The organism is Pseudomonas sp. OST1909, from assembly GCF_015277575.1.
Classification (GTDB): domain Bacteria; phylum Pseudomonadota; class Gammaproteobacteria; order Pseudomonadales; family Pseudomonadaceae; genus Aquipseudomonas; species Aquipseudomonas synxantha_A.
Window position 1 is genome coordinate 2,557,048 of record NZ_CP063780.1, and the last position, 18,429, is coordinate 2,575,476.

The window sequence follows — 18,429 nt, forward strand, 5'->3', positions numbered from 1 at the left end:
CCACCGCGTTGACCAGGTTCGTCGCGATCCTTTGGATGAGCCTATTACCATTGATCGCGGTGGCCTTTGAAGAGCCCCAGGCTTTGCAACTGTTGGGGCACTCCCACCTCGAAATCCCCAAAGTAGAGATGACCGAGGCTGATTGGCGCTGGCTACGCGAGCGGCGCACATTGGTCATGGGAATTTCTGCCCCCGATTACGTGCCTTTTGACCTGACCAATAACAACGATGAACTTGAAGGTATCACGGCCGACTTTGCCGCGCTGATTGGCCAGGCCCTGCATATCTCCATCGAGGTTCGGCGTTACGAAACCCGTGATGATGTGATCCAGGCCCTGAAGCAGGGTGGCGTGGATTTTCTCGGTTCCGCCAATGGTTATGAGGCTGCCGACAAGCAATTGCAGTTGTCTCGTTCCTACGCCAACGATCAACCGACCCTGGTGACTCGCAGCGGTGACAGCCAAGCGTTGAGTGACGACCTGGCAGGCAAGCGGGTGGCAATGCTGTATCACTATATGCAGCCCGACGCCGTCCGGGCATTTTACCCCCGTGCACAGCTGGAGCTTTTTGCCTCGACCTTCGAGGCCATTGGCGCCGTGGCGTTTGGTCGCGCCGATGTTTACCTGGGCGATGCCATCAGCAGCAACTACCTGATCAATCGCAACCACCTGAACAATGTACGCATGGCTGATTTTTCCGCCCTGGAGGTCAACCCGTTTGCGTTTGCCGTCACCCGCGACAATACGCGGCTGCTGCAGATCATCAATGCGGCGCTGGAGGCCATTCCCGCCAGTGAGCACATGGAGATCCTGCGCCGCTGGAGCGGTGGCAACCTGGGCATCGTGGGCATCGACCGGCTGCACTTGAGTGCCAATGAACAACGCTGGGTGCAGAAAAATCCACGGGTCAGAGTCGCGGTGCTAAACGACTTTCTGCCATTGTCTTTTATCGGTGACAAGGGGCAATTCGAAGGGCTGAGTGCGGAGGTGCTGTCGCGCATCAGCTTGCGCACCGGTTTGAAGTTCGATGTGGTCCCGGGCAGTTCGTTGCCGCGCCAGGTCAATATTGTCAGTGCGGGCACGGCGGATATGCTGGCGGTGGTCACCCCCAGTATGGAGCGTGCCGACAAAGTGCGCTTTACCCGGCCCTACCTGACCAACCCGTTTGTGCTGGTGACCCGCGACAGCCCTGATAGCCCGCTCACGCTGGAGGATATGGTCGGCAAACGCCTGGCCATGGTGACCGGCAATGGCCTGCATGATGAGATAGCGCGAAACTTTCCAGGGGTTGCGTTTATCGACGTGGAAAACCCGCTGCAAGCCATGGCGCTGGTGGCCAATGGCGACGCCGAGGGCGCCGTGAACTCGCTGATCAGTGCGCGCTATCTGATCACCCGGCATTACCGTGACCGCTTGCGTATCACCAGTACGGTCGGCACTGAACCGGCGCGCGTGACCTTCGGAGTCAACCGCAGTCAGTTGGAGCTGTATTCGATCCTGGACAAGGCACTGCTGAGCATCACACCGCAGGAAATGGATGAATTGATTGGCCAATGGCGCAGCGAAGTCATCATCGAGGACAGCTACTGGCTGCGTTATCGCAACGTGATCATTCAGGGCTTTGGGTTGGCCGCACTGTTGTTGGTGGTCACGCTGGGTTGGATCATCTACTTGCGCAGCTTGATTCGTAAGCGCGTGCAGGCCGAGCGGGCGCTCAGCGATCAGATGCGGTTCATGAGCGTATTGATCGACGGCACCCCGCATCCGATCTATGTGCGCGACCGCCAGGGTCGGTTGATGGCCTGTAACAATGCGTACCTCGATGTGTTTGGCTACAAACTTGAAGACGTGATCGGCAAGACGGTGATGGAAACCGACGTCGACAATCCTCCACAGGCCCAGTCGTTTCATGAGGATTACCTGCGCTTGATGGCCGCCGGCGAGCCGCAGATTCATGACCGGATACTCAAGGTGCCCAACGGCGATGTGCTGACCATCTACCAATGGATGCTGCCGTATCGCGACGGCGACGAGAAGGTGGTGGGTATGATTGCCGGTTGGGTGGACGTCAGCGAGCGTCATCGCTTGCTGGGCCAATTGCAGGAAGCCAAGGACGATGCCGACGCCGCTAACCGCGCCAAGACGACCTTCCTGGCGACCATGAGCCACGAAATCCGCACGCCGATGAACGCCGTGATCGGCATGATCGAGTTGGCCTTGAAAAATGCCGAACAGGGGCGGGCCGACCGTGATGCCTTGGAAGTGGCATCCGTGGCTTCGCGCGGCATGCTGGAGTTGATTGGCGACATTCTCGATATCGCGCGGATCGAGTCCGGGCATTTGTCGCTGACCCTGGAGCCGGCCAACCTGCGTGAGCTGCTGGCATCGGTGGCGCGCGTGTTCGAGGGATTGGCGCGAGCCAAGGGGGTGGCGCTGCAAGTCCAGCTGGAGCCGTTGGTTGAGCGGACGGTGCTGGTCGACCCGCTGCGCTTCAAACAGGTGGTGTCGAACCTGTTGAGCAATGCCATCAAGTTTACCGCCAGCGGCCAGGTAACCCTCGGGGCCCGGGCGGTAGTCGAGGGCGACCGGTTGAATGTGCAGCTATGGGTGCAAGACACCGGCATTGGGATCAGCGTCAAAGATCAGCAGCGATTGTTCAGCCTGTTTATCCAGGGCAGCAATAACCAGCAGTCGGCCCGCAGCGGTTCTGGCCTGGGGTTGGTGATCAGCCGCAGCTTGTGCGAAATGATGGGCGGCCAGCTGCACTTGAGCAGCGTGTTGGGGCAGGGCACCCGGGTGGATGTGACGCTGGCCCTGGCCCTGACGGACAGCTTGCCGGCCCACGCCGCACACACTGCTGATGCAGTGCCAGCGGGCCGTGCGCTGCGCATCCTGGTGGTGGATGACTACCCGGCCAACCGCTTGCTGCTGGCGCGCCAGTTGACCTTCCTGGGCCACCAGATCACTACGGCCGAAGATGGCGCCCAAGGGTTTGAGCAGTGGCGGACGGGACAATTCGACGGTGTGATCACCGATTGCAATATGCCCTTCAAGAATGGCTACCAGTTGGCGCGGGAGATTCGTGCGCAAGAACGTGAACGGGGTCAGGCACCTTGCCTGCTGTTGGGGTTCACCGCCAACGCCCAGCCGGAGGAAACCGAGCGCTGTCGGCAAGCAGGTATGGACGGCTGCCTGTTCAAACCCACCGGGCTGGACGACTTGCGCTCGGCATTGGCTTCGCGTTCCGCCGAGTTGGGCCCGCCACAAATGCAGGCGTTTGACTTGAGCACCCTGGTCGCATTGACGGGGGATGATCGCTCCGCGCTTATTGAGTTGTTGGCGCCGTTGCTCGACAGCCTGGAAACGGACCGTGCCTTGCTCTCACAGCTGTCAAACCAGGCCGACTTTGCCAAGCTGCACGACCTGGCCCATCGCGCCAAGGGTGGCGCACGGATGGTCAAGGCGCAGGGGGTGATCGCGTGTTGTGAAACATTGGAGGCGGTGTGTGAACAGCAGGACCGCCTGGCATTGGGCCCTGCGGTTGATGGCGTCAGTGAAGCGATCGGTATTTTGCAGCAAGGCTTGAACGCGTATTGCAATCAGCCTTGATCGCGGTTGATCGCCATTCAGGCGATTTGGGAAAACTCTTACGTAAACGGGGAACATGCCTGATTTTGTCGTCGGCATATGTCTGGAAAATGGGCGACGCTCACTGCCGAGCACTGCCTGCCCAGGGGTTTGCCATGCCAAACAAAGCACTGACCATCCTGATTGCCGATGAACAGCATCTGCAACGCCTGTACATCGAGAAAATGCTCAACCAGTTGGGGTATTACCGGATCGTGCCGGTGCAAACGCTCGAAGAAGTCCAGATTCTGACCTCCATTCCAGCCGAACCCTTCGATGCGCTCATCATCAATGCCGGGTTGCTGGACCATGCCATTGGGCTCCAGCAGTCAGTGCACCACGTGTTGATATACGAGCACATCGACCTGGGTGAGCCTGCCGGTGCAACGTCAGCGGTGCGGGTGCGTCTGCCGGGCGTGCCGGACAGCGTCAGCCTCGAACACTTCATGGACATCGTCGACCCATCCGAGGCTGCCCATGGCCTGCGGGTACTGCCGTGGCTACGGGAGTTGTCCCGGGCGCGGGTGGCCCGGGCCTAGCTTCGTTTCAACGCTGCTGCCGCATGTTGTTCCGCACCCCTCAGTTGGTTTTGTGAGATTCGCGCAGGCGTTCGGCCGCACTGCGCAACAACTGCTCGGTCGCGTCCCAACCCAGGCAACCATCGGTTACCGACACGCCGTACTGCATTGACGCGCTCAGCGGCTGGCAGCCTTCGAACAAGTGGCTCTCAAGCATCATGCCGATCAGCGACGTATCACCCTGCAAGCGCTGCTCCAGTACGTCATTGAATACTGTCGGTTGGCGCAGTGGGTCCTTGCCGCTGTTGGCGTGGCTGCAATCGACCATGATCTGCGCCGCCACTTTGGCCTTGGCCAGGTCATGTTTCACCTGGGCCACGCTCTGTGCATCGTAGTTTGGCCCGCGGTGACCGCCGCGCAGTACCAGGTGCGTGTCGGGGTTGCCTGGCGTCTGAATGATGGCGGGATGGCCTTGGCTGTCGACACCGAAATGGCGATGCGGGTGGGACGCTGAGCGCATGGCATCACAGGCAATCGCGACGCCGCCGTCGGTGCCGTTCTTGAAACCTACGGGCATGCCCAGGCCGCTGGCCATCTCGCGGTGGATTTGCGACTCGGTGGTGCGTGCACCGATGGCGACCCAACTGAGCAGGTCATCGAAGTAGCCGGCAGCCATGGGCTGCAACAGCTCGGTGGCGACCGGCAGGCCCAGGCGCAGCATTTCACGCATCAGTTCGCGGGACAGGGTCAGGCCGGCGGCCATGTCATCGCTGCCGTCCAGGTGCGGGTCGTAGGCCAGGCCTTTCCAGCCGATGGTAGTGCGCGGTTTTTCGACGTAGGCGCGGATCACCAGCAGCATCTGGTCGCTGACTTCAAGCGCGAGTTTCTTCAGGTTGCGTGCGTATTCCATGGCCGATTGCGGATCGTGGATCGAACACGGGCCGACAATCACCAGTAAGCGCGAGTCTTCGCCATTGAGGATGGCGCGTACGGCCTGGCGATGGGCGTGGATCTGTTCATGGAGGAACGGGCTGAGGGGCAACTGGTGTTTCAGCTCAAGGGAGCTGGGCAGGCGCTGGGTCAGGGCTTCATTGGCGCTGTTGAGGGTGCAGACGGGCAAAGCGGCGACGGAGGAGTTCATATTCAAGGCTTCCTGGGCAAGCGGCGGGTTGTTCCCGCGCGCTTGGCCTACTGGGGTGTTCGACAATTGGCCGTACTGGCGAGGTGTGTTGGTTTGCCACCAATAGGTGACCGATCGGAGGCGGCAGGCTGTCCCGAACGGAGCTGGCTAAATCGCCATGCAGTGCAAGTGTCGAAGCGGTAATAAGTGGCGTAGTTCATGGTGTGATTCCTTTAAGTGTTCTTGAACAAACAAAATGGTTAGCGGCTGAAAAACAAAACCCCCGGTCGGGGAGCCGACCGGGGGGTTAGATTTCTCTGGTAGGCGACCCCTTGAGTAGTGGGCGCCGATTTCAGGTATCAGGCGCGCCAGTGGCTAAACCAATACCCAAAATAAAAGCCGGCCAGTGCGCTCGAACCGTTCACGCGGGTAACCGACACCGAGCGCAAGGCGCTGGCAGCAGGGCAAACCTGAGTGTGGGTGAGTTGCAACATGGTGGCTCTCCAAATGATGGGGGGAGCTTACTAGAGGCGTACGGGTGGATTCAATCAGTAATTTCTATTGCTTGAGGGTACTTACGGCTATGGCATGAGTGTCGCTATGCTGGTGACTCATTAATAATGTTTGCCAGGACGCGACCATGACTGCCTTGACCCTTGCTACGGCGCAAACCCTTTCCATTGCTGGCGATGTTGAAGCCAATATCGCACGGCACCGGGTGTTCATGCAGGCTGCGGCAGAGCAGGGTGTGCAATTGCTGGTGTTTCCGGAGCTGTCTTTGACCGGTTATGAACCCACGCTGGCCGCTGACTTGGCCATCGCTCCCGATGCGCCAGTGTTGGCGCCCCTGCGCGAGATGGCGCGCGAGTTGCAGCTGACGGCAGTGGTGGGTATGCCGATCCGCCTGGCCCCGCAAACGGATGTTTTGATTGGCGCCCTGGTGCTGGGTGCCGACGGCTCACTGGCGGTGTACACCAAGCAGCATCTGCATCCAGGCGAAGACGTGGCGTTTGCGGCCGGGCAGGGTGGTGGTGCTCTCCAATGGGGGAATGATCGTGTTGCCCTGGCGGTTTGCGCCGACTTCTCCCACGCCAGTCATCCGCGCCAGGCGGCGCAAGCGGGCGCCAATGTCTACGCAGCAGGCGTGCTGATCAGCGAAGGCGGCTACGCAAAAGACAGCGCGCTGCTGCAGGGCTATGCCGCGGAGCATCGTCTGCTGGTGCTGATGGCTAACCACGGTGGCCCATCGGGTGGCTGGGCCTGTGCAGGTCGCAGCGCGATCTGGGCCGCGGATGGCCGTTTGCTTGCAGCGGTACCCGGTGTCGGCGAAGCGCTGGTGATTGCCCGTCGCGACGACGAGCATTGGGTGGGCCAAGTGGTGGCCGTATAAATGGCTTTTCACCTGCGTGCTGCCACAGAACAGGATCTGCCGTTTGCGCGGGCCCTGACCCACGAGGCGATGAACCGCTACTACGTGCAAAACCAGCTGATTTGGTCCAATGCCGGCTTCGACACGGCCTGGGCCGGTCGGGAAAACTGGCTGATTTGCCGAGATGACCACACGTTGGGATTTATCAGCCTCAGTCGCGACGGTGGCGCTCTATACATCCGTGAGTTGCATTTGCTCCAGGCGTATCGCGGGCAGGGCGCAGGCACTTGGGTGCTGGAGCAGATAGCGCTGAAGGCGCAGGCGCAGGCGCTTGGGCTGTTGCGGTTGACCGTGTTCAAGACCAATCCGGCCAGAAGGCTCTATCAGCGCATGGGGTTCAGCATTGTTGGCGAAGAGGATGGCTTCTGGCGGATGGAGCGTGTCTGTCGCGTACGCTAAACCCTGTACAAAATCCTAATAAGCGCATACTGATTCAGGAACCGACTTCCCTTGATGTTCCAGCCAGGCCTTGGCTTGTGCAGCGGTGCGGATTGCGGGCATGGTTCAAAACCGCTCAAGTTCGTTCAACGAAGAGATGAGTGTGTCACCTCTTGATGTGTGCAAAATGGGATCATGCATCCAAATGAGTGGAATCGGTTCGCGTTTAAGGCAAGAAAGAGAGCGACTCGGCCTGCCGCAAAAAGTTTTTGGTGAAATCGGAGGCGTTGAAGCCAACGCTCAAGGCAAATATGAAAGCGGCGGGCGTGCGCCCCAGGATTTCTGACCTTTTGCCCAATAAATTCGGTCGTCCACCACCCGTTGGACGACTACCGGGCAGGCAAACTCCATATATATGACGCTTGCGGCTAGGTCTGTGCCCAGCTTTTTTGCTAAGGTGTTCAGCAATCTATAAGACCATATCGCGAGGTGTCTGCTTGATTAGGGTGCTAGTAGTCGATGATCATGATCTCGTTCGTACAGGCATTACACGAATGCTGGCTGACATCGACGGCCTGCAAGTAGTCGGCCAGGCTGAGTCAGGGGAGGAGTCTCTGATCAAGGCTCGGGAATTGAAACCCGATGTGGTGTTGATGGACGTCAAGATGCCCGGGATCGGCGGTCTTGGTGCCACGACCAAGCTGTTGCGCAGCCACCCGGACATCAAGGTCGTGGTGGTGACGGTGTGCGAGGAAGACCCGTTTCCGACGCGGCTCCTGCAGGCCGGTGCTGCGGGCTACCTGACCAAAGGCGCGGGCCTGGCGGAGATGGTGCAGGCCATTCGCCTGGTCTTTGCCGGCCAGCGTTACATCAGCCCGCAGATCGCCCAACAGTTGGCGATCAAATCCTTCCAGCCCACCAGCGATTCGCCGTTTGATACGCTGTCGGAGCGGGAAATCCAGATCGCCTTGATGATCGTCGGTTGCCAGAAAGTGCAGTCGATCTCCGACAAGCTGTGCCTGTCGCCCAAGACCGTCAATACCTACCGTTATCGCATCTTCGAGAAGCTCGCCATCAGCAGTGATGTTGAATTGACCCTGCTCGCGGTGCGCCACGGCATGGTGGACGCCAGCGCCTGACATGACTACGCCGTTTGATCCAAGTGCCTTTCTCTCGACCTGCAGTGGCCGCCCCGGCGTGTACCGCATGTTCGACAGCGAGGCGCGCCTGCTGTATGTGGGCAAAGCCAAGAACCTGAAGAACCGGCTGGCGAGTTATTTTCGCAAGACCGGCCTTGCGCCGAAAACCGCCGCCCTGGTGGCGCGTATCGCCCAGGTCGAAACCACCATCACCGCCAATGAAACCGAGGCGCTGCTGCTTGAGCAGACGCTGATCAAGGAATGGCGGCCGCCCTACAACATCTTGTTGCGTGACGATAAATCCTACCCTTACGTGTTTTTATCGGATGGCAACTTCCCGCGCCTGAGCATTCACCGTGGGGCGAAAAAGCAAAAGGGCAAGTACTTCGGGCCTTATCCCAGCGCCGGGGCGATTCGTGAAAGCCTGAGCCTGCTGCAAAAAACCTTTTTTGTGCGCCAGTGCGAAGACAGCTTCTACAAGAACCGCACGCGGCCGTGCCTGCAATACCAGATCAAGCGCTGCAAAGCGCCCTGTGTGGGCCTGGTTGAGCCGGCAGAGTACGCCGAGGATGTGCGCCACTCGGTGATGTTCCTCGAGGGGCGCAGCAACGCGCTCACCGATGAGCTGTCCGGGGCCATGGAGCAGGCGGCCAGCACCCTGGATTTCGAAAAGGCTGCCGAGCTACGCGACCAGATCTCCCTGCTGCGTCGCGTCCAGGACCAGCAAAGCATGGAAGGCGGCACCGGTGACGTCGACGTGATCGCCGCGTTCGTCAACCCGGGCGGCGCCTGTGTGCACCTGATCAGCGTGCGTGGCGGGCGGGTGCTGGGCAGCAAGAACTTCTTCCCGCAGACCGGTATCGACGAAGACGTTGCCGAGGTGATGGCCGCATTCCTTGGCCAGTACTACGTGAGCAGCCCAGAGCGCGACCTGCCCTCGGAGCTGATCGTCAATGTGGTACACGAAGACTTCCCCACCTTGATCGAAGCGATCCACGAGCTGCGGGGCCGCGAGCTGGACATCAGCCACCGCGTACGCGGCACCCGTGCCCGCTGGCAGCAACTGGCCGTGACCAACGCCGAACAGGCCCTGAGCGCGCGCCTGGCCAATCGACAGCACGTTGCCGCACGCTTCGACGCTCTGGCCGAAGTCCTCAACCTGGACGAGCCGCCCCAGCGCCTGGAGTGCTACGACATCAGCCACTCCAGCGGTGAGGCCACGGTGGCCTCCTGCGTGGTGTTCGGACCGGAAGGGCCGATCAAGTCCGACTACCGGCGCTACAACATCGAAGGCGTTACCGCCGGCGATGATTACGCCGCGATGCACCAGGCGCTCACGCGGCGTTTCAGCAAGTTGAAGGACGGGGAGGGCAAGCTGCCCGATATCCTGCTGGTAGACGGCGGCAAGGGCCAGCTGTCCATGGCGCGAGACGTGCTCAACGAGCTGGCCGTGCCCGACCTGATCCTGCTCGGCGTCGCCAAGGGCACCACGCGCAAGGCCGGTTTCGAGACGTTGTACTTGAATGATGCCGCCCATGAGTTCACGTTGAAGGGCGACTCGCCTGCGCTGCACCTGATTCAACAAATCCGTGACGAAGCCCACCGTTTCGCCATTACCGGCCACCGCGCGCGCCGTGGCAAAACCCGGCGAACCTCAACCCTGGAAGGGGTGGCAGGGGTTGGCCCGACGCGGCGTCGCGACTTGCTTAAACATTTTGGTGGCTTGCAGGAGCTCTCCCGTGCCAGCATTGACGAAATAGCCAAAGCACCCGGTATCAGTAAAAAGCTCGCTGAATTGATTTATGCCAATCTGCACAGCGAATAGAATGCCTTCTCACCTCGTAGCCAGTTGTGCCGATGAATATCCCTAATCTGATCACCGTTCTACGCGTCCTGCTTATCCCGATTTTCATTTTGTTGTTCTATTTGCCGTATGAATGGAGCTACATCGCGTCCAGTTCGGTATTTGCCTTCGCAGCCGCCACCGACTGGCTCGACGGCTACCTGGCCCGCCGCCTGGAACAGAGCACGCCCTTCGGCGCGTTCCTCGACCCCGTGGCCGACAAACTCATGGTGGCCGTCGCCCTGGTGCTGCTGGTGCAGGAACACGGCAACCTGTGGCTGACCCTCCCGGCCGCCGTCATCATCGGCCGCGAGATCGTCGTCTCGGCCCTGCGCGAATGGATGGCCGAAATCGGCGCCCGCGCCCACGTGGCCGTCTCCAACATGGGCAAATGGAAAACCGCCGCGCAAATGCTCGCGCTGGTCATCCTGCTGGCCAACCCGTCGGACTTCTCGTTCTGGGTCCTCACGGGCTACGCCTTGCTGCTGGTCGCGGCCGGCCTGACCTTGTGGTCCATGCTGCAATATCTGCGTGCGGCCTGGCCCCATCTGCGAACCACCGTTGAAAAGAAATAAAACTTTTTTGAATCAAGGGGTTGACGGGTGCTGAGGATTCTATAGAATGCGCATCACCAAGCGGGAATAGCTCAGTTGGTAGAGCACGACCTTGCCAAGGTCGGGGTCGCGAGTTCGAGTCTCGTTTCCCGCTCCAAGCATTAATGAAAAAGCCACTCTAACGAGTGGCTTTTTTTTGCCTGCGATTTGGGGGGTAGGCGCTTTGGGGTCTTTCGTTGCTTTGCATGATGTCGGATAACGGAATCACTTGAAACGCGTTAGTCGGGACGGTGTTTACATCATTAACCGGTTGAAACTAATATCTGCGCATCGTGAAATGAACTGCCGGTTCAGTTCAGATATGAGCGGTTTCAAGTGGATAAATACTGACCGCAGTTTCGCTGTTATAAGACCGTTAAACTCCCCGCGATGTGACCTCCCCGACGCGCTGCGTCAATCATGCCAAGCAGGTGGGAAGTATTGAATTTATGAAATAATCTAAGCTTGTAAGCGCTTGCAGTCTTATGGCTGATCATCAAGAGCTTGGCGATCTCTTGGTTGTTATAGCCCTTTGCCAGAAGCTCCAAGATATCGGTTTCGCGCCTTGTGAGTTTTATTGGCTTTGGTGTATGTGATAAATAAGTATGCTTAATCGCTTGTGCCATTCTTTGTGTGACATGTGGAAAGTAGTACTTACCTCTTAGCAGCGCTTTTACAGCGCTTTGTATTTCACTCAGCTCAGCAGTTTTTGAGACAAAGCCCGAGGCGCCGGCTTTTAAACAGCGGATCAAATAATTCTCCGCATCATAGGCAGTGAGCGCGAGTATTTTGCTTGAACACTTACCCAGGGTCAGTAAAGAGATGACGTCCAACCCATGCATTTCTGGCAGCTCGAGTTCCAGGATGAGCAGGTTCGGCTCAAGTTTGTTCGCCATATACAGGGTTTCCTGTCCATTCCCAGTTTCGGCGACGACGGTGTGGCCGTTTTGTTCCAGTAGCCTCTTGATCGAATAACGCATCAGCGCATGGTTGTCGGCGATGACAATGGTGCTCATCCGTAAAATCCTTTTAGGGTAACGTTCCAACTGCTTACGCAGGGCCAAGTTCATCGCAAGTGATACAGGTCTCATGCGATGAAGGTGCCACTAACTTAAATGTGGTTTTAGAGACATTGGCAAGAAAATATCGTCTATGCGAAATGTCCTTAGTCCTTGTAGGAATGATCTATAAAGAAATAGAACGGGCTTCCTGTATCGTTGCTCTGGTCTTCCGGTAGATGTCGGTAGGCATATAACTAAGTGGTCGCACCATCGTGCGTTGCACTTGCTATTTGCATGGTCGTGAACTTAATTGATAAGGATATGATGTGAAAAATTTCTCGTTGAAAAAGCTGGTTGTAACCAGTTTTCTATGTGCTTTAGTTGCGCCTTCGCTGACCTATGCGGCGGATGGGATTGTGAACTTTTCAGGAAGCATCACAGATGTGACTTGCGACATTAACGGCCAGGCGCCAGGGGACGGCAACGTGACAAATGTGGAACTGGGGCGGATCGCGCCAGGTACATTCGCCGCGATAGGCAGCGCGTCACCGTTTGTGCCGTTCAAGCTGCAATTGTCGGGTGCGCAATGCACTAACGACGCCAAGGTTTCGATCGATTTCGATCAAGTTGAAAACATCGATTCGGTTACCGGCAATCTCAAGCTGATCGGCAGTGCACCTGCAACAGGCGTGCAGATTCAAGTATTCAACGATACGGCCAATGGCAAGAAAATCCAGCTGGGCCAAAGGGAAACAACGCCTCAGGTGGCAGTGGTCAAAGGCAATACTGCGACCCTGTCCTACAAGGCGTCTTACGTATCGACCGCGCCTGTTGTCACTCCGGGTTCTGGCATTTCGTTCGTGCGCTACACGCTGGCCTATCAATAACCGCTGACGATGCAGGAGGTGGTTCATGGCGCCGATAACGCGTACGTTTTCTCTCGCCTTCGGCGCTGTGTTCCTCGGGCTGTTTGTGCAGGCGTCCCAGGCAGCCATTGTGGTGCAAGGCACTCGAGTGATTTTCCCTGCCAATGTGGATGACGTTACGGTCAGGCTGGCAAATTCAAGTCGTGAGCCGGTACTGGTGCAAAGCTGGGTGGATGATGGGCATGCAGAGATGGCCCCTGAGGATGTTCAGGTTCCCTTTGTTGTCGCGCCTGCTGTCAGCCGGATTGACCCCAGTGGTGGAGCGGTGTTGAGGATCAGTCGTACCCAATCCATCGCTGTCGCCGACCGCGAATCGCTGTTCTGGCTCAATGTGCTGGAAACTCCGCCGCGCAGAGCTTCGGATGATGCGGTGTTGCAGTTTGCCTTCAGGACGCGACTCAAGCTGCTTTACCGTCCGACTGCGCTTGCATCGGGCGTAGACGCTGCTCCCGAGCAGCTCAAATGGACGCTTGTGGCGGCGCCCAAAAGCACGGGGGCGACGAACCTCGAGGTGGCGAATCCGACGCCGTATTACGTGTCCTTCGGCCATATCGAAGTCGACCACGATGGCCAGGCGTTTCCCGTCAAAACCGGAATGGTTGCCCCGTTCGGCAAGACAGTGCTCACAACCTCAACCCGCCTTAACCGCCACGCTGTTCGGCTAAAAGTGCGTTACGAAGCCATCAATGACTATGGCGCAAGGCGGATGTATGAGCAGCCCTTAGGCGAATAACGTCGCAGGCCTCGCGCTTCTATCCGGTTTCGGCGCACAGCCGCGGCATGGGACTGACTATGTTTTTACCTGTTCGATTTCGACCGAGAACATTCGGTGGTCTGGCTATGCCATGGGCGAATGAACGTCGTCGCTGGGCACTGTTTTTATTCATTGCCGTTTTGTTGGGAGGGCAATTTCAAGCATGGGCTCAGGACTCGCCAAAGGCAGAGCCTATGACGCCCAGCCAGCTTGATGAGCCGATCATTTTCGATTCACAGATGTTAATGCAAGGAGCGTCCGGCATGGCCATTGACACCACCCGTTTTGAACAGCCGGACCGCAATGTTCCGGGATCTTACCGCTTGGATATTCTGGTCAATGGTCAATGGCGCGCGACGCAGGAGATCGAGTTACGGGCGGTCGCCGGGCTGGCGGATGCACAACCGTGCTATAGCGGCGACTTACTCACGCGTCTGGGTATAGACCTCACCCGTAGTCTCAGAGGGCGTGGCAGTGATCAACAGAGCGCGGTCCTCCCGCAAGGACTGACCTGTGACAAGCTTGAGCGTTTCGTGCCGGGTGCAGCCATCCGTGTTGACCTGCCCGAACAGAAACTGCACATCACTGTGGCGCAGTACTACCTGCAACGGCCCGCCGCGAGCACCTATGTCGATCCGTCCAGTTGGGACAGTGGCGTAACAGCCGGTTTGCTGAACTACGACGCCAACCTGTTCAGCGTTCAGAGCCAAGGGCGCCGCGACACGCATGCCTATTCAGGGTTGAACATGGGGCTGAACCTGGGCGGTGTCAGGCTGCGGCATAACGCCAGCCTGACCTGGTCACCCACATTGGGTGGGCGTTACCAGCGCGGTTACGCTTATGGTCAGGTCGACCTCACGGACTGGAAGTCGCAGTTGCTGGTCGGTGAGAGCACTACCAGTGGTGAGTTGTTCGATGCGGTGTCGTTTCGCGGCGTCCAGCTCGAAAGCGACGACCGCATGTTGCCTGATACGCAGCGATACTACGCCCCGGTGGTACGTGGCACCGCGACCTCCAATGCCAAGGTTTCGGTCTATCAGCGTGGCTACCTGGTCTATGAAACAACCGTAGCGCCGGGCTCCTTCGAGATCGCCGACCTGCAAGCAGCGAGTTTTGGTGGTGACTTGCGGGTGACAGTCACCGAAGCCGATGGTCGCGAACATGGGTTCGTCGTGCCATTTGCCACAACCGTGCAGTTACTCCGTCCAGGCTCTATACGCTACAGCTTGGTTGCCGGTCAGTTGGTCGATCCCGGCTTGCGTGGCCGACCGCCAGTTGTCATGCAAGGCACCCTGCAACGCGGGCTGGACAACAACCTGACCGGTTACGGCGGCACCGCATTGACCCCCGGCTATGTATCCGGCCTGGCAGGCATGGCGCTTAATACACGGTTCGGCGGTTTCGCCGCCGACCTCACCGCAGCCAGCACCGAACTCCCCGCAGGGCAGACTCAACAGGGTTCCAGCTTGCGTCTGTCGTACAGCAAGAACCTGCCCAATAGCCACACGAATTTTTCGTTGCTCGCCTATCGCTATTCAACCTCAGGGTACTTGGGGCTTCACGATGCCGTAGCGCTTCAGGATCGGACGCGCAACGAGTCAGGGCGCACCTCAGACTTTGCCCGCGTACGCGCGCGGTTCGACGCCAACATCAGCCAGGGGCTGGGCGCCGATGGAGGCAGCGTCTATCTCAACAGTTCCTCAAGCCAGTACTGGCAGCATGGGGGGCGGACCCTCAGTTTCTCCATGGGCTACAGCAATCAGTGGCGTGGCAATTTCTACTCGATTGCGGCTCAGCGTAGCCATAGCGCCTCGCCAGGCGGGCTGCGATATGCAGGGGATCAAGACGACACGCAGCTCACCTTCACGCTGTCGATTCCCTTGGGCCGCGATGGTCATGGCGGTGCGGTGATCAACAGTTATGCCAGCCATGACCGTCGCTCAGGCCGGCAGATGTCTACCGGTATATCCGGCGGCTTCAATGAGCGCGGCGATGCCTCTTATGCCGTTTCGGTCGCCCATGCCGACCGGCAGCGCGGTGCCTCCAGCAATGCCAGCGTCAACTACCGTCTGCCCCAAGGCGCGTTCGGTGCAAGTCTTTCCCAGGGGCCGGATTATCACCAGCAGTCACTCAGTGCATCGGGCGCCGTGGTCCTGCACCCGGGCGGCGCGACGTTCGCACAAACCCTTGGCGAGACAGTGGGCGTGGTCAGAGCGCTTGACGCCGAAGGCGCCAGTGTCGGTTATGCAGGATCGAGCATTGGCAAGGATGGTTACGCGGTCATCACCAGCTTGAGCCCCTATCAGCTCAACCAGATCGATGTCGATCCGCAGGGCGTGCCCAACGACGTCGAACTTCAAGTCAGCTCGCGCAGTGTCGCCCCCCGTGCTGGCGCCGTAGTGATGCTTGATTTTCCGACGCGTAAATCCCGCCCGTTGTTGATCGACAGCCAACGCAGCAATGGTCAGCGCCTGCCGTTCGCTGCCTCAGCCATTGATGTGCAGAGCGGCCAAGTCATTGGTGCGGTGGGGCAGGGCAGCCGGCTGGTGGTACGCAGTGACAAGAGTCGCGGCTCGATTCGTGTGGAGTGGGGCAGCGATGCCGACCAGCAATGCCAAGTGGATTATGCGCTGCCCGAGCGCCACGCCCGTGAAGGCAGCGCGTTCGAGCTGCTCAATCTGGTGTGTCACGACATAGACGCCCGGCCTGCAGGCAAGGAGCGTGTGTTGTGAGGTCGCTTTATGCCGTGTGCCTGCTGATTTGGGCCCATGCCAGTAGCAGCCAGGCAGCGTTGACGGTGACGGGAACACGCTTCGTCTACGCAGCCGATGCACGGGCACTGACGGTACGAATCAGTAATGGCGGCGAAGCGCCGATCCTGGCCCAGAGCTGGTTGGACCGGGGCCAGATCAATCAAGACCCCTCATGCCTGTCCGTGCCGTTCGTGGTCAGCAGTCCTTTGTTGCGCTTGGACCCTGGGCAGCGCAGTGCGCTTGAAGTCCGCTACACCGGCGAAGCGCTGCCCGCCGACCGCGAGTCGCTGTTCTGGTTGAACTTCCTTGAAGTGCCACCGCAGCCGCCAAGCAGTACGCATCTGCTGCGGCTTTCATATCGGTTGCGCATGAAGCTGCTTTTCCGGCCGGCGGGGCTGTTAGGTAGCGCGGAAGAGGCGGGCCGACAGTTGACCTGGCGAGCACACCGCAAAGCCCTTGAAGCCTGCAATAAGGCACCGTTTTTTGTCTCGCTCACGGCGCTGCACCTGGAACCGGGAACCGCTGACAGCGCCACGATTGCACCATTTACCTGTGCGGATTTCCCCCTGACAGGGGCGTCGGCGACACCCACTTTTATCCATTACCAATTTGTTGCAGACAGGGGAGAAATGATCGATGCACGGGCGCCGATTCACCATGATTAACGGTTTCGCGACGAGGCCCTTGCTCGCCGTCGGTGTCGCGCTGGCGCTCTCTGGCGTGCCCTCGGCGTGGGCACAAGTGCCCAGTGCGGGCCAGGTGATGCGTGACATCGAATCCCTGGCACCGGCACCCCTGCCTTCTGCGCCGGTGCAGGTGGACATGCCCCCGCCTTCAGCACCGTCTCAGGCAACGCCTGGCGGCGGTATGCAGTTGCAAGTGAAAGGTTTTGTGATCGACGGCAACCAGGTCTTCAATCGCGAGCAACTGCTTGAACTGCTGGCCGACTTGCCGGGCCAGTCATTGGACCTCGCCGGGCTACGCGCCGCTGCACAACGCATCACACAGTATTACCAGGCTCACGGGTATGCACTGGCGCGGGCTTTTTTGCCCGCCCAGGACATTGATCAAGGCATCGTGCGTATCCAGGTGCTGGAGGGACATTACGGCCGCATCGAGTTGAACAATTGCTCCCGCGTGATCGATGCTGTGTTGCAGCAACCGTTATCGGCATTGCGTCCGGGTGAGGCGGTCTACGACGCAGACCTGGAGCAAAGCCTGTTGTTGCTCAGCGATCTTCCAGGCGTGGAAGTAAAAGGCACCTTGCGCCCCGGATCACTGCCCGGCAGCACCGACCTGGTGGTCGATGCCGAGCCTGGCCCCTGGTACGCCGGCACCCTGGAAGCCGACAACTACGGCGACCGCTACACCGGCGAATATCGCCTTGGCGCCAGCCTGGTTTTAAACAACCCGCTGCGCCTGGGTGATGCCCTCAACATGCGCCTGCTGCAAAGCGATCAGCACCAACGTTACTACCGCTTCGGCTACAGCCTGCCCGTGGGCCCGTGGTCGACCACCCTTGGCACTTCCTATTCGCGCATGAGCTACCAACTGGGCAAGGACGTAGAAGTGCTCGAAGCAAAAGGCCAAGCCACCGTGCGCAGCCTCTTCGCTTTGCAACCCTTGATTCGCAGCCGCACCTTCAACCTCAGCGCGCAATTGCAGTTCGACGACAAGCAACTGCAAGACGATATCGACCTGTTCGACCTGCGCAGCCCCAAGCATGTGGAATTGTGGACCCTGGGTATTAACGCCAGTGGCCAGGACCGCTGGCTGGGCGGTGGGCAAAGTTTTGTCTCGCTCAGCTACAGCGCCGGGCGCCTGGGTATCGGCGAAGCCATCGACCGCACCATGGATAGGCTCAGCGCCGGCGCCGCGGGACATTTCACACGCGCCAATCTGAGCCTCGGCCGCTTGCAGTACCTGAGCCCACGCTGGCAGCTGTACAGCCAATTGAATGCGCAGTGGGCGGGTAACAATCTCGACAGTTCGGAGAAGTTTGGCCTCGGTGGCCCCAATGGCGTTCGTGCCTACGCGCTGGGCGCCGGCAGCGGCGACCAGGGCTGGCAGGCCAGCACCGAGCTGCGCTACCTGGCTGCGCCGGGCGTGCAATTGAGCGGCTTCGCCGACCGGGGCGTCATCACGGTCAGCAAGCGGCCCTGGACCGCGCAAAGCAATCAGCGATCACTCACGGCCGCAGGGGTTAGCGCCAGTTGGCGCGGAGCCGGGCAACAGCTCAGCGTCACCGCAGCATGGCCCATCCACGGGACTGAGCAGAACGACGCACCGCATCAGGATCCGCGCGTGTGGTTCAGCGCCATTCAGTATTTCTAAGCACATTCGTGCCTG

At 59.3% G+C, this 18,429-nt stretch carries 15 protein-coding genes, 1 tRNA gene and 2 pseudogenes; 14 read left to right on the forward strand and 4 right to left on the reverse strand.

Going from position 1 to position 18,429, the window contains the following annotated elements; translation table 11 throughout:
- Positions 1-35: 35 nt before the first annotated feature.
- Both IH404_RS11320 and IH404_RS11325 read left to right on the forward strand, forming a co-directional pair.
- The gene (locus IH404_RS11320; RefSeq protein WP_032803827.1) at positions 36-3,608 is read left to right on the forward strand and encodes a transporter substrate-binding domain-containing protein; all 3,573 of its coding nucleotides are present in this window, start codon (positions 36-38) and stop codon (positions 3,606-3,608) included.
- Between the two features lie 134 nt (positions 3,609-3,742).
- The gene (locus tag IH404_RS11325) at positions 3,743-4,165 is read left to right on the forward strand and encodes a hypothetical protein (protein WP_005786982.1); all 423 of its coding nucleotides are present in this window, start codon (positions 3,743-3,745) and stop codon (positions 4,163-4,165) included.
- A gap of 40 nt (positions 4,166-4,205) precedes the next feature.
- Here the strand turns inward: IH404_RS11325 and IH404_RS11330 are convergent, their stop codons facing one another.
- Together IH404_RS11330 and IH404_RS27975 are read right to left on the reverse strand one after the other, a co-directional pair.
- Positions 4,206-5,285 (reverse strand): 3-deoxy-7-phosphoheptulonate synthase, encoded by a 1,080-nt coding sequence (locus IH404_RS11330; RefSeq protein ID WP_194440426.1) that lies wholly within the window; start codon positions 5,283-5,285, stop codon positions 4,206-4,208.
- A 338-nt stretch (positions 5,286-5,623) separates the two neighbouring features.
- Positions 5,624-5,758: a hypothetical protein gene (locus tag IH404_RS27975; protein ID WP_269745279.1), complete on the reverse strand. Its 135-nt coding sequence runs from the start codon at positions 5,756-5,758 to the stop codon at positions 5,624-5,626.
- Positions 5,759-5,904: 146 nt separating this feature from the next.
- On the opposite strand from IH404_RS27975, the gene IH404_RS11335 reads away from it, so the two are divergent.
- The gene (locus IH404_RS11335) at positions 5,905-6,654 is read left to right on the forward strand and encodes a carbon-nitrogen hydrolase family protein (protein ID WP_005786986.1); all 750 of its coding nucleotides are present in this window, start codon (positions 5,905-5,907) and stop codon (positions 6,652-6,654) included.
- Positions 6,655-7,092 (forward strand): GNAT family N-acetyltransferase, encoded by a 438-nt coding sequence (locus IH404_RS11340; protein ID WP_194440427.1) that lies wholly within the window; start codon positions 6,655-6,657, stop codon positions 7,090-7,092.
- A 39-nt stretch (positions 7,093-7,131) separates the two neighbouring features.
- Here the strand turns inward: IH404_RS11340 and IH404_RS11345 are convergent.
- Positions 7,132-7,194, reverse strand: a pseudogene (locus IH404_RS11345) (DNA-binding protein); the annotation flags it as partial.
- Positions 7,195-7,276: 82 nt separating this feature from the next.
- Between IH404_RS11345 and IH404_RS11350 the strand changes: the two are divergent.
- The 5 genes and pseudogenes from IH404_RS11350 to IH404_RS11370 form a co-directional block, all read left to right on the forward strand.
- Positions 7,277-7,408: pseudogene (locus IH404_RS11350) on the forward strand (transcriptional regulator); the annotation flags it as partial.
- Positions 7,409-7,568: 160 nt separating this feature from the next.
- On the forward strand, positions 7,569-8,210 hold the full coding sequence (gene uvrY, locus IH404_RS11355) for a UvrY/SirA/GacA family response regulator transcription factor (RefSeq protein ID WP_005786991.1): 642 nt from the start codon (positions 7,569-7,571) through the stop codon (positions 8,208-8,210).
- A 1-nt stretch (position 8,211) separates the two neighbouring features.
- Positions 8,212-10,035 carry an excinuclease ABC subunit UvrC gene (gene uvrC, locus IH404_RS11360; RefSeq protein ID WP_194440428.1) on the forward strand — a complete coding sequence of 608 codons (1,824 nt, stop codon included), beginning with the start codon at positions 8,212-8,214 and terminating at the stop codon, positions 10,033-10,035.
- Between the two features lie 32 nt (positions 10,036-10,067).
- Complete coding sequence (gene pgsA / locus IH404_RS11365) at positions 10,068-10,628, forward strand: CDP-diacylglycerol--glycerol-3-phosphate 3-phosphatidyltransferase (RefSeq protein WP_105226420.1); 561 nt, start codon at positions 10,068-10,070, stop codon at positions 10,626-10,628.
- Positions 10,629-10,688: 60 nt separating this feature from the next.
- Positions 10,689-10,764, forward strand: a tRNA-Gly gene (locus IH404_RS11370).
- Between the two features lie 247 nt (positions 10,765-11,011).
- Here the strand turns inward: IH404_RS11370 and IH404_RS11375 are convergent.
- A complete protein-coding gene (locus tag IH404_RS11375; RefSeq protein WP_194440429.1) occupies positions 11,012-11,662 on the reverse strand; it encodes a response regulator transcription factor in 651 nt (216 codons plus the stop codon).
- Between the two features lie 311 nt (positions 11,663-11,973).
- On the opposite strand from IH404_RS11375, the gene IH404_RS11380 reads away from it, so the two are divergent.
- From IH404_RS11380 to IH404_RS11400, 5 genes are all read left to right on the forward strand, one after another.
- Entirely contained in the window at positions 11,974-12,534 is a 561-nt protein-coding gene (locus IH404_RS11380) for a fimbrial protein (protein WP_194440430.1), read from the forward strand.
- Between the two features lie 25 nt (positions 12,535-12,559).
- Entirely contained in the window at positions 12,560-13,306 is a 747-nt protein-coding gene (locus IH404_RS11385) for a fimbria/pilus periplasmic chaperone (protein ID WP_194440431.1), read from the forward strand.
- A gap of 260 nt (positions 13,307-13,566) precedes the next feature.
- Positions 13,567-16,059: a fimbria/pilus outer membrane usher protein gene (locus IH404_RS11390; protein WP_332873458.1), complete on the forward strand. Its 2,493-nt coding sequence runs from the start codon at positions 13,567-13,569 to the stop codon at positions 16,057-16,059.
- A complete protein-coding gene (locus IH404_RS11395; protein ID WP_242462655.1) occupies positions 16,056-16,745 on the forward strand; it encodes a fimbria/pilus periplasmic chaperone in 690 nt (229 codons plus the stop codon). Before IH404_RS11390 ends, IH404_RS11395 begins: the two co-directional genes overlap by 4 nt.
- Positions 16,738-18,414: a ShlB/FhaC/HecB family hemolysin secretion/activation protein gene (locus IH404_RS11400; protein WP_194440433.1), complete on the forward strand. Its 1,677-nt coding sequence runs from the start codon at positions 16,738-16,740 to the stop codon at positions 18,412-18,414. The genes IH404_RS11395 and IH404_RS11400 overlap by 8 nt, the downstream gene beginning before the upstream one ends.
- The last annotated feature ends 15 nt before the right edge of the window (positions 18,415-18,429 follow it).

What these genes read in the sequence shown, in the direction of transcription:
- IH404_RS11320 (WP_032803827.1), top strand. Translation starts at nt 36, where the DNA reads ATGAGCCTATTACCATTGATCGCGGTGGCCTTTGAAGAGCCCCAGGCT.
- IH404_RS11325 (WP_005786982.1), top strand. Translation starts at nt 3,743, where the DNA reads ATGCCAAACAAAGCACTGACCATCCTGATTGCCGATGAACAGCATCTG.
- IH404_RS11330 (WP_194440426.1), bottom strand. Translation starts at nt 5,285, where the DNA reads ATGAACTCCTCCGTCGCCGCTTTGCCCGTCTGCACCCTCAACAGCGCC.
- IH404_RS27975 (WP_269745279.1), bottom strand. Translation starts at nt 5,758, where the DNA reads ATGTTGCAACTCACCCACACTCAGGTTTGCCCTGCTGCCAGCGCCTTG.
- IH404_RS11335 (WP_005786986.1), top strand. Translation starts at nt 5,905, where the DNA reads ATGACTGCCTTGACCCTTGCTACGGCGCAAACCCTTTCCATTGCTGGC.
- IH404_RS11340 (WP_194440427.1), top strand. Translation starts at nt 6,655, where the DNA reads ATGGCTTTTCACCTGCGTGCTGCCACAGAACAGGATCTGCCGTTTGCG.
- uvrC (WP_194440428.1), top strand. Translation starts at nt 8,212, where the DNA reads ATGACTACGCCGTTTGATCCAAGTGCCTTTCTCTCGACCTGCAGTGGC.
- pgsA (WP_105226420.1), top strand. Translation starts at nt 10,068, where the DNA reads ATGAATATCCCTAATCTGATCACCGTTCTACGCGTCCTGCTTATCCCG.
- IH404_RS11375 (WP_194440429.1), bottom strand. Translation starts at nt 11,662, where the DNA reads ATGAGCACCATTGTCATCGCCGACAACCATGCGCTGATGCGTTATTCG.
- IH404_RS11385 (WP_194440431.1), top strand. Translation starts at nt 12,560, where the DNA reads ATGGCGCCGATAACGCGTACGTTTTCTCTCGCCTTCGGCGCTGTGTTC.
- IH404_RS11390 (WP_332873458.1), top strand. Translation starts at nt 13,567, where the DNA reads ATGTTAATGCAAGGAGCGTCCGGCATGGCCATTGACACCACCCGTTTT.
- IH404_RS11400 (WP_194440433.1), top strand. Translation starts at nt 16,738, where the DNA reads ATGATTAACGGTTTCGCGACGAGGCCCTTGCTCGCCGTCGGTGTCGCG.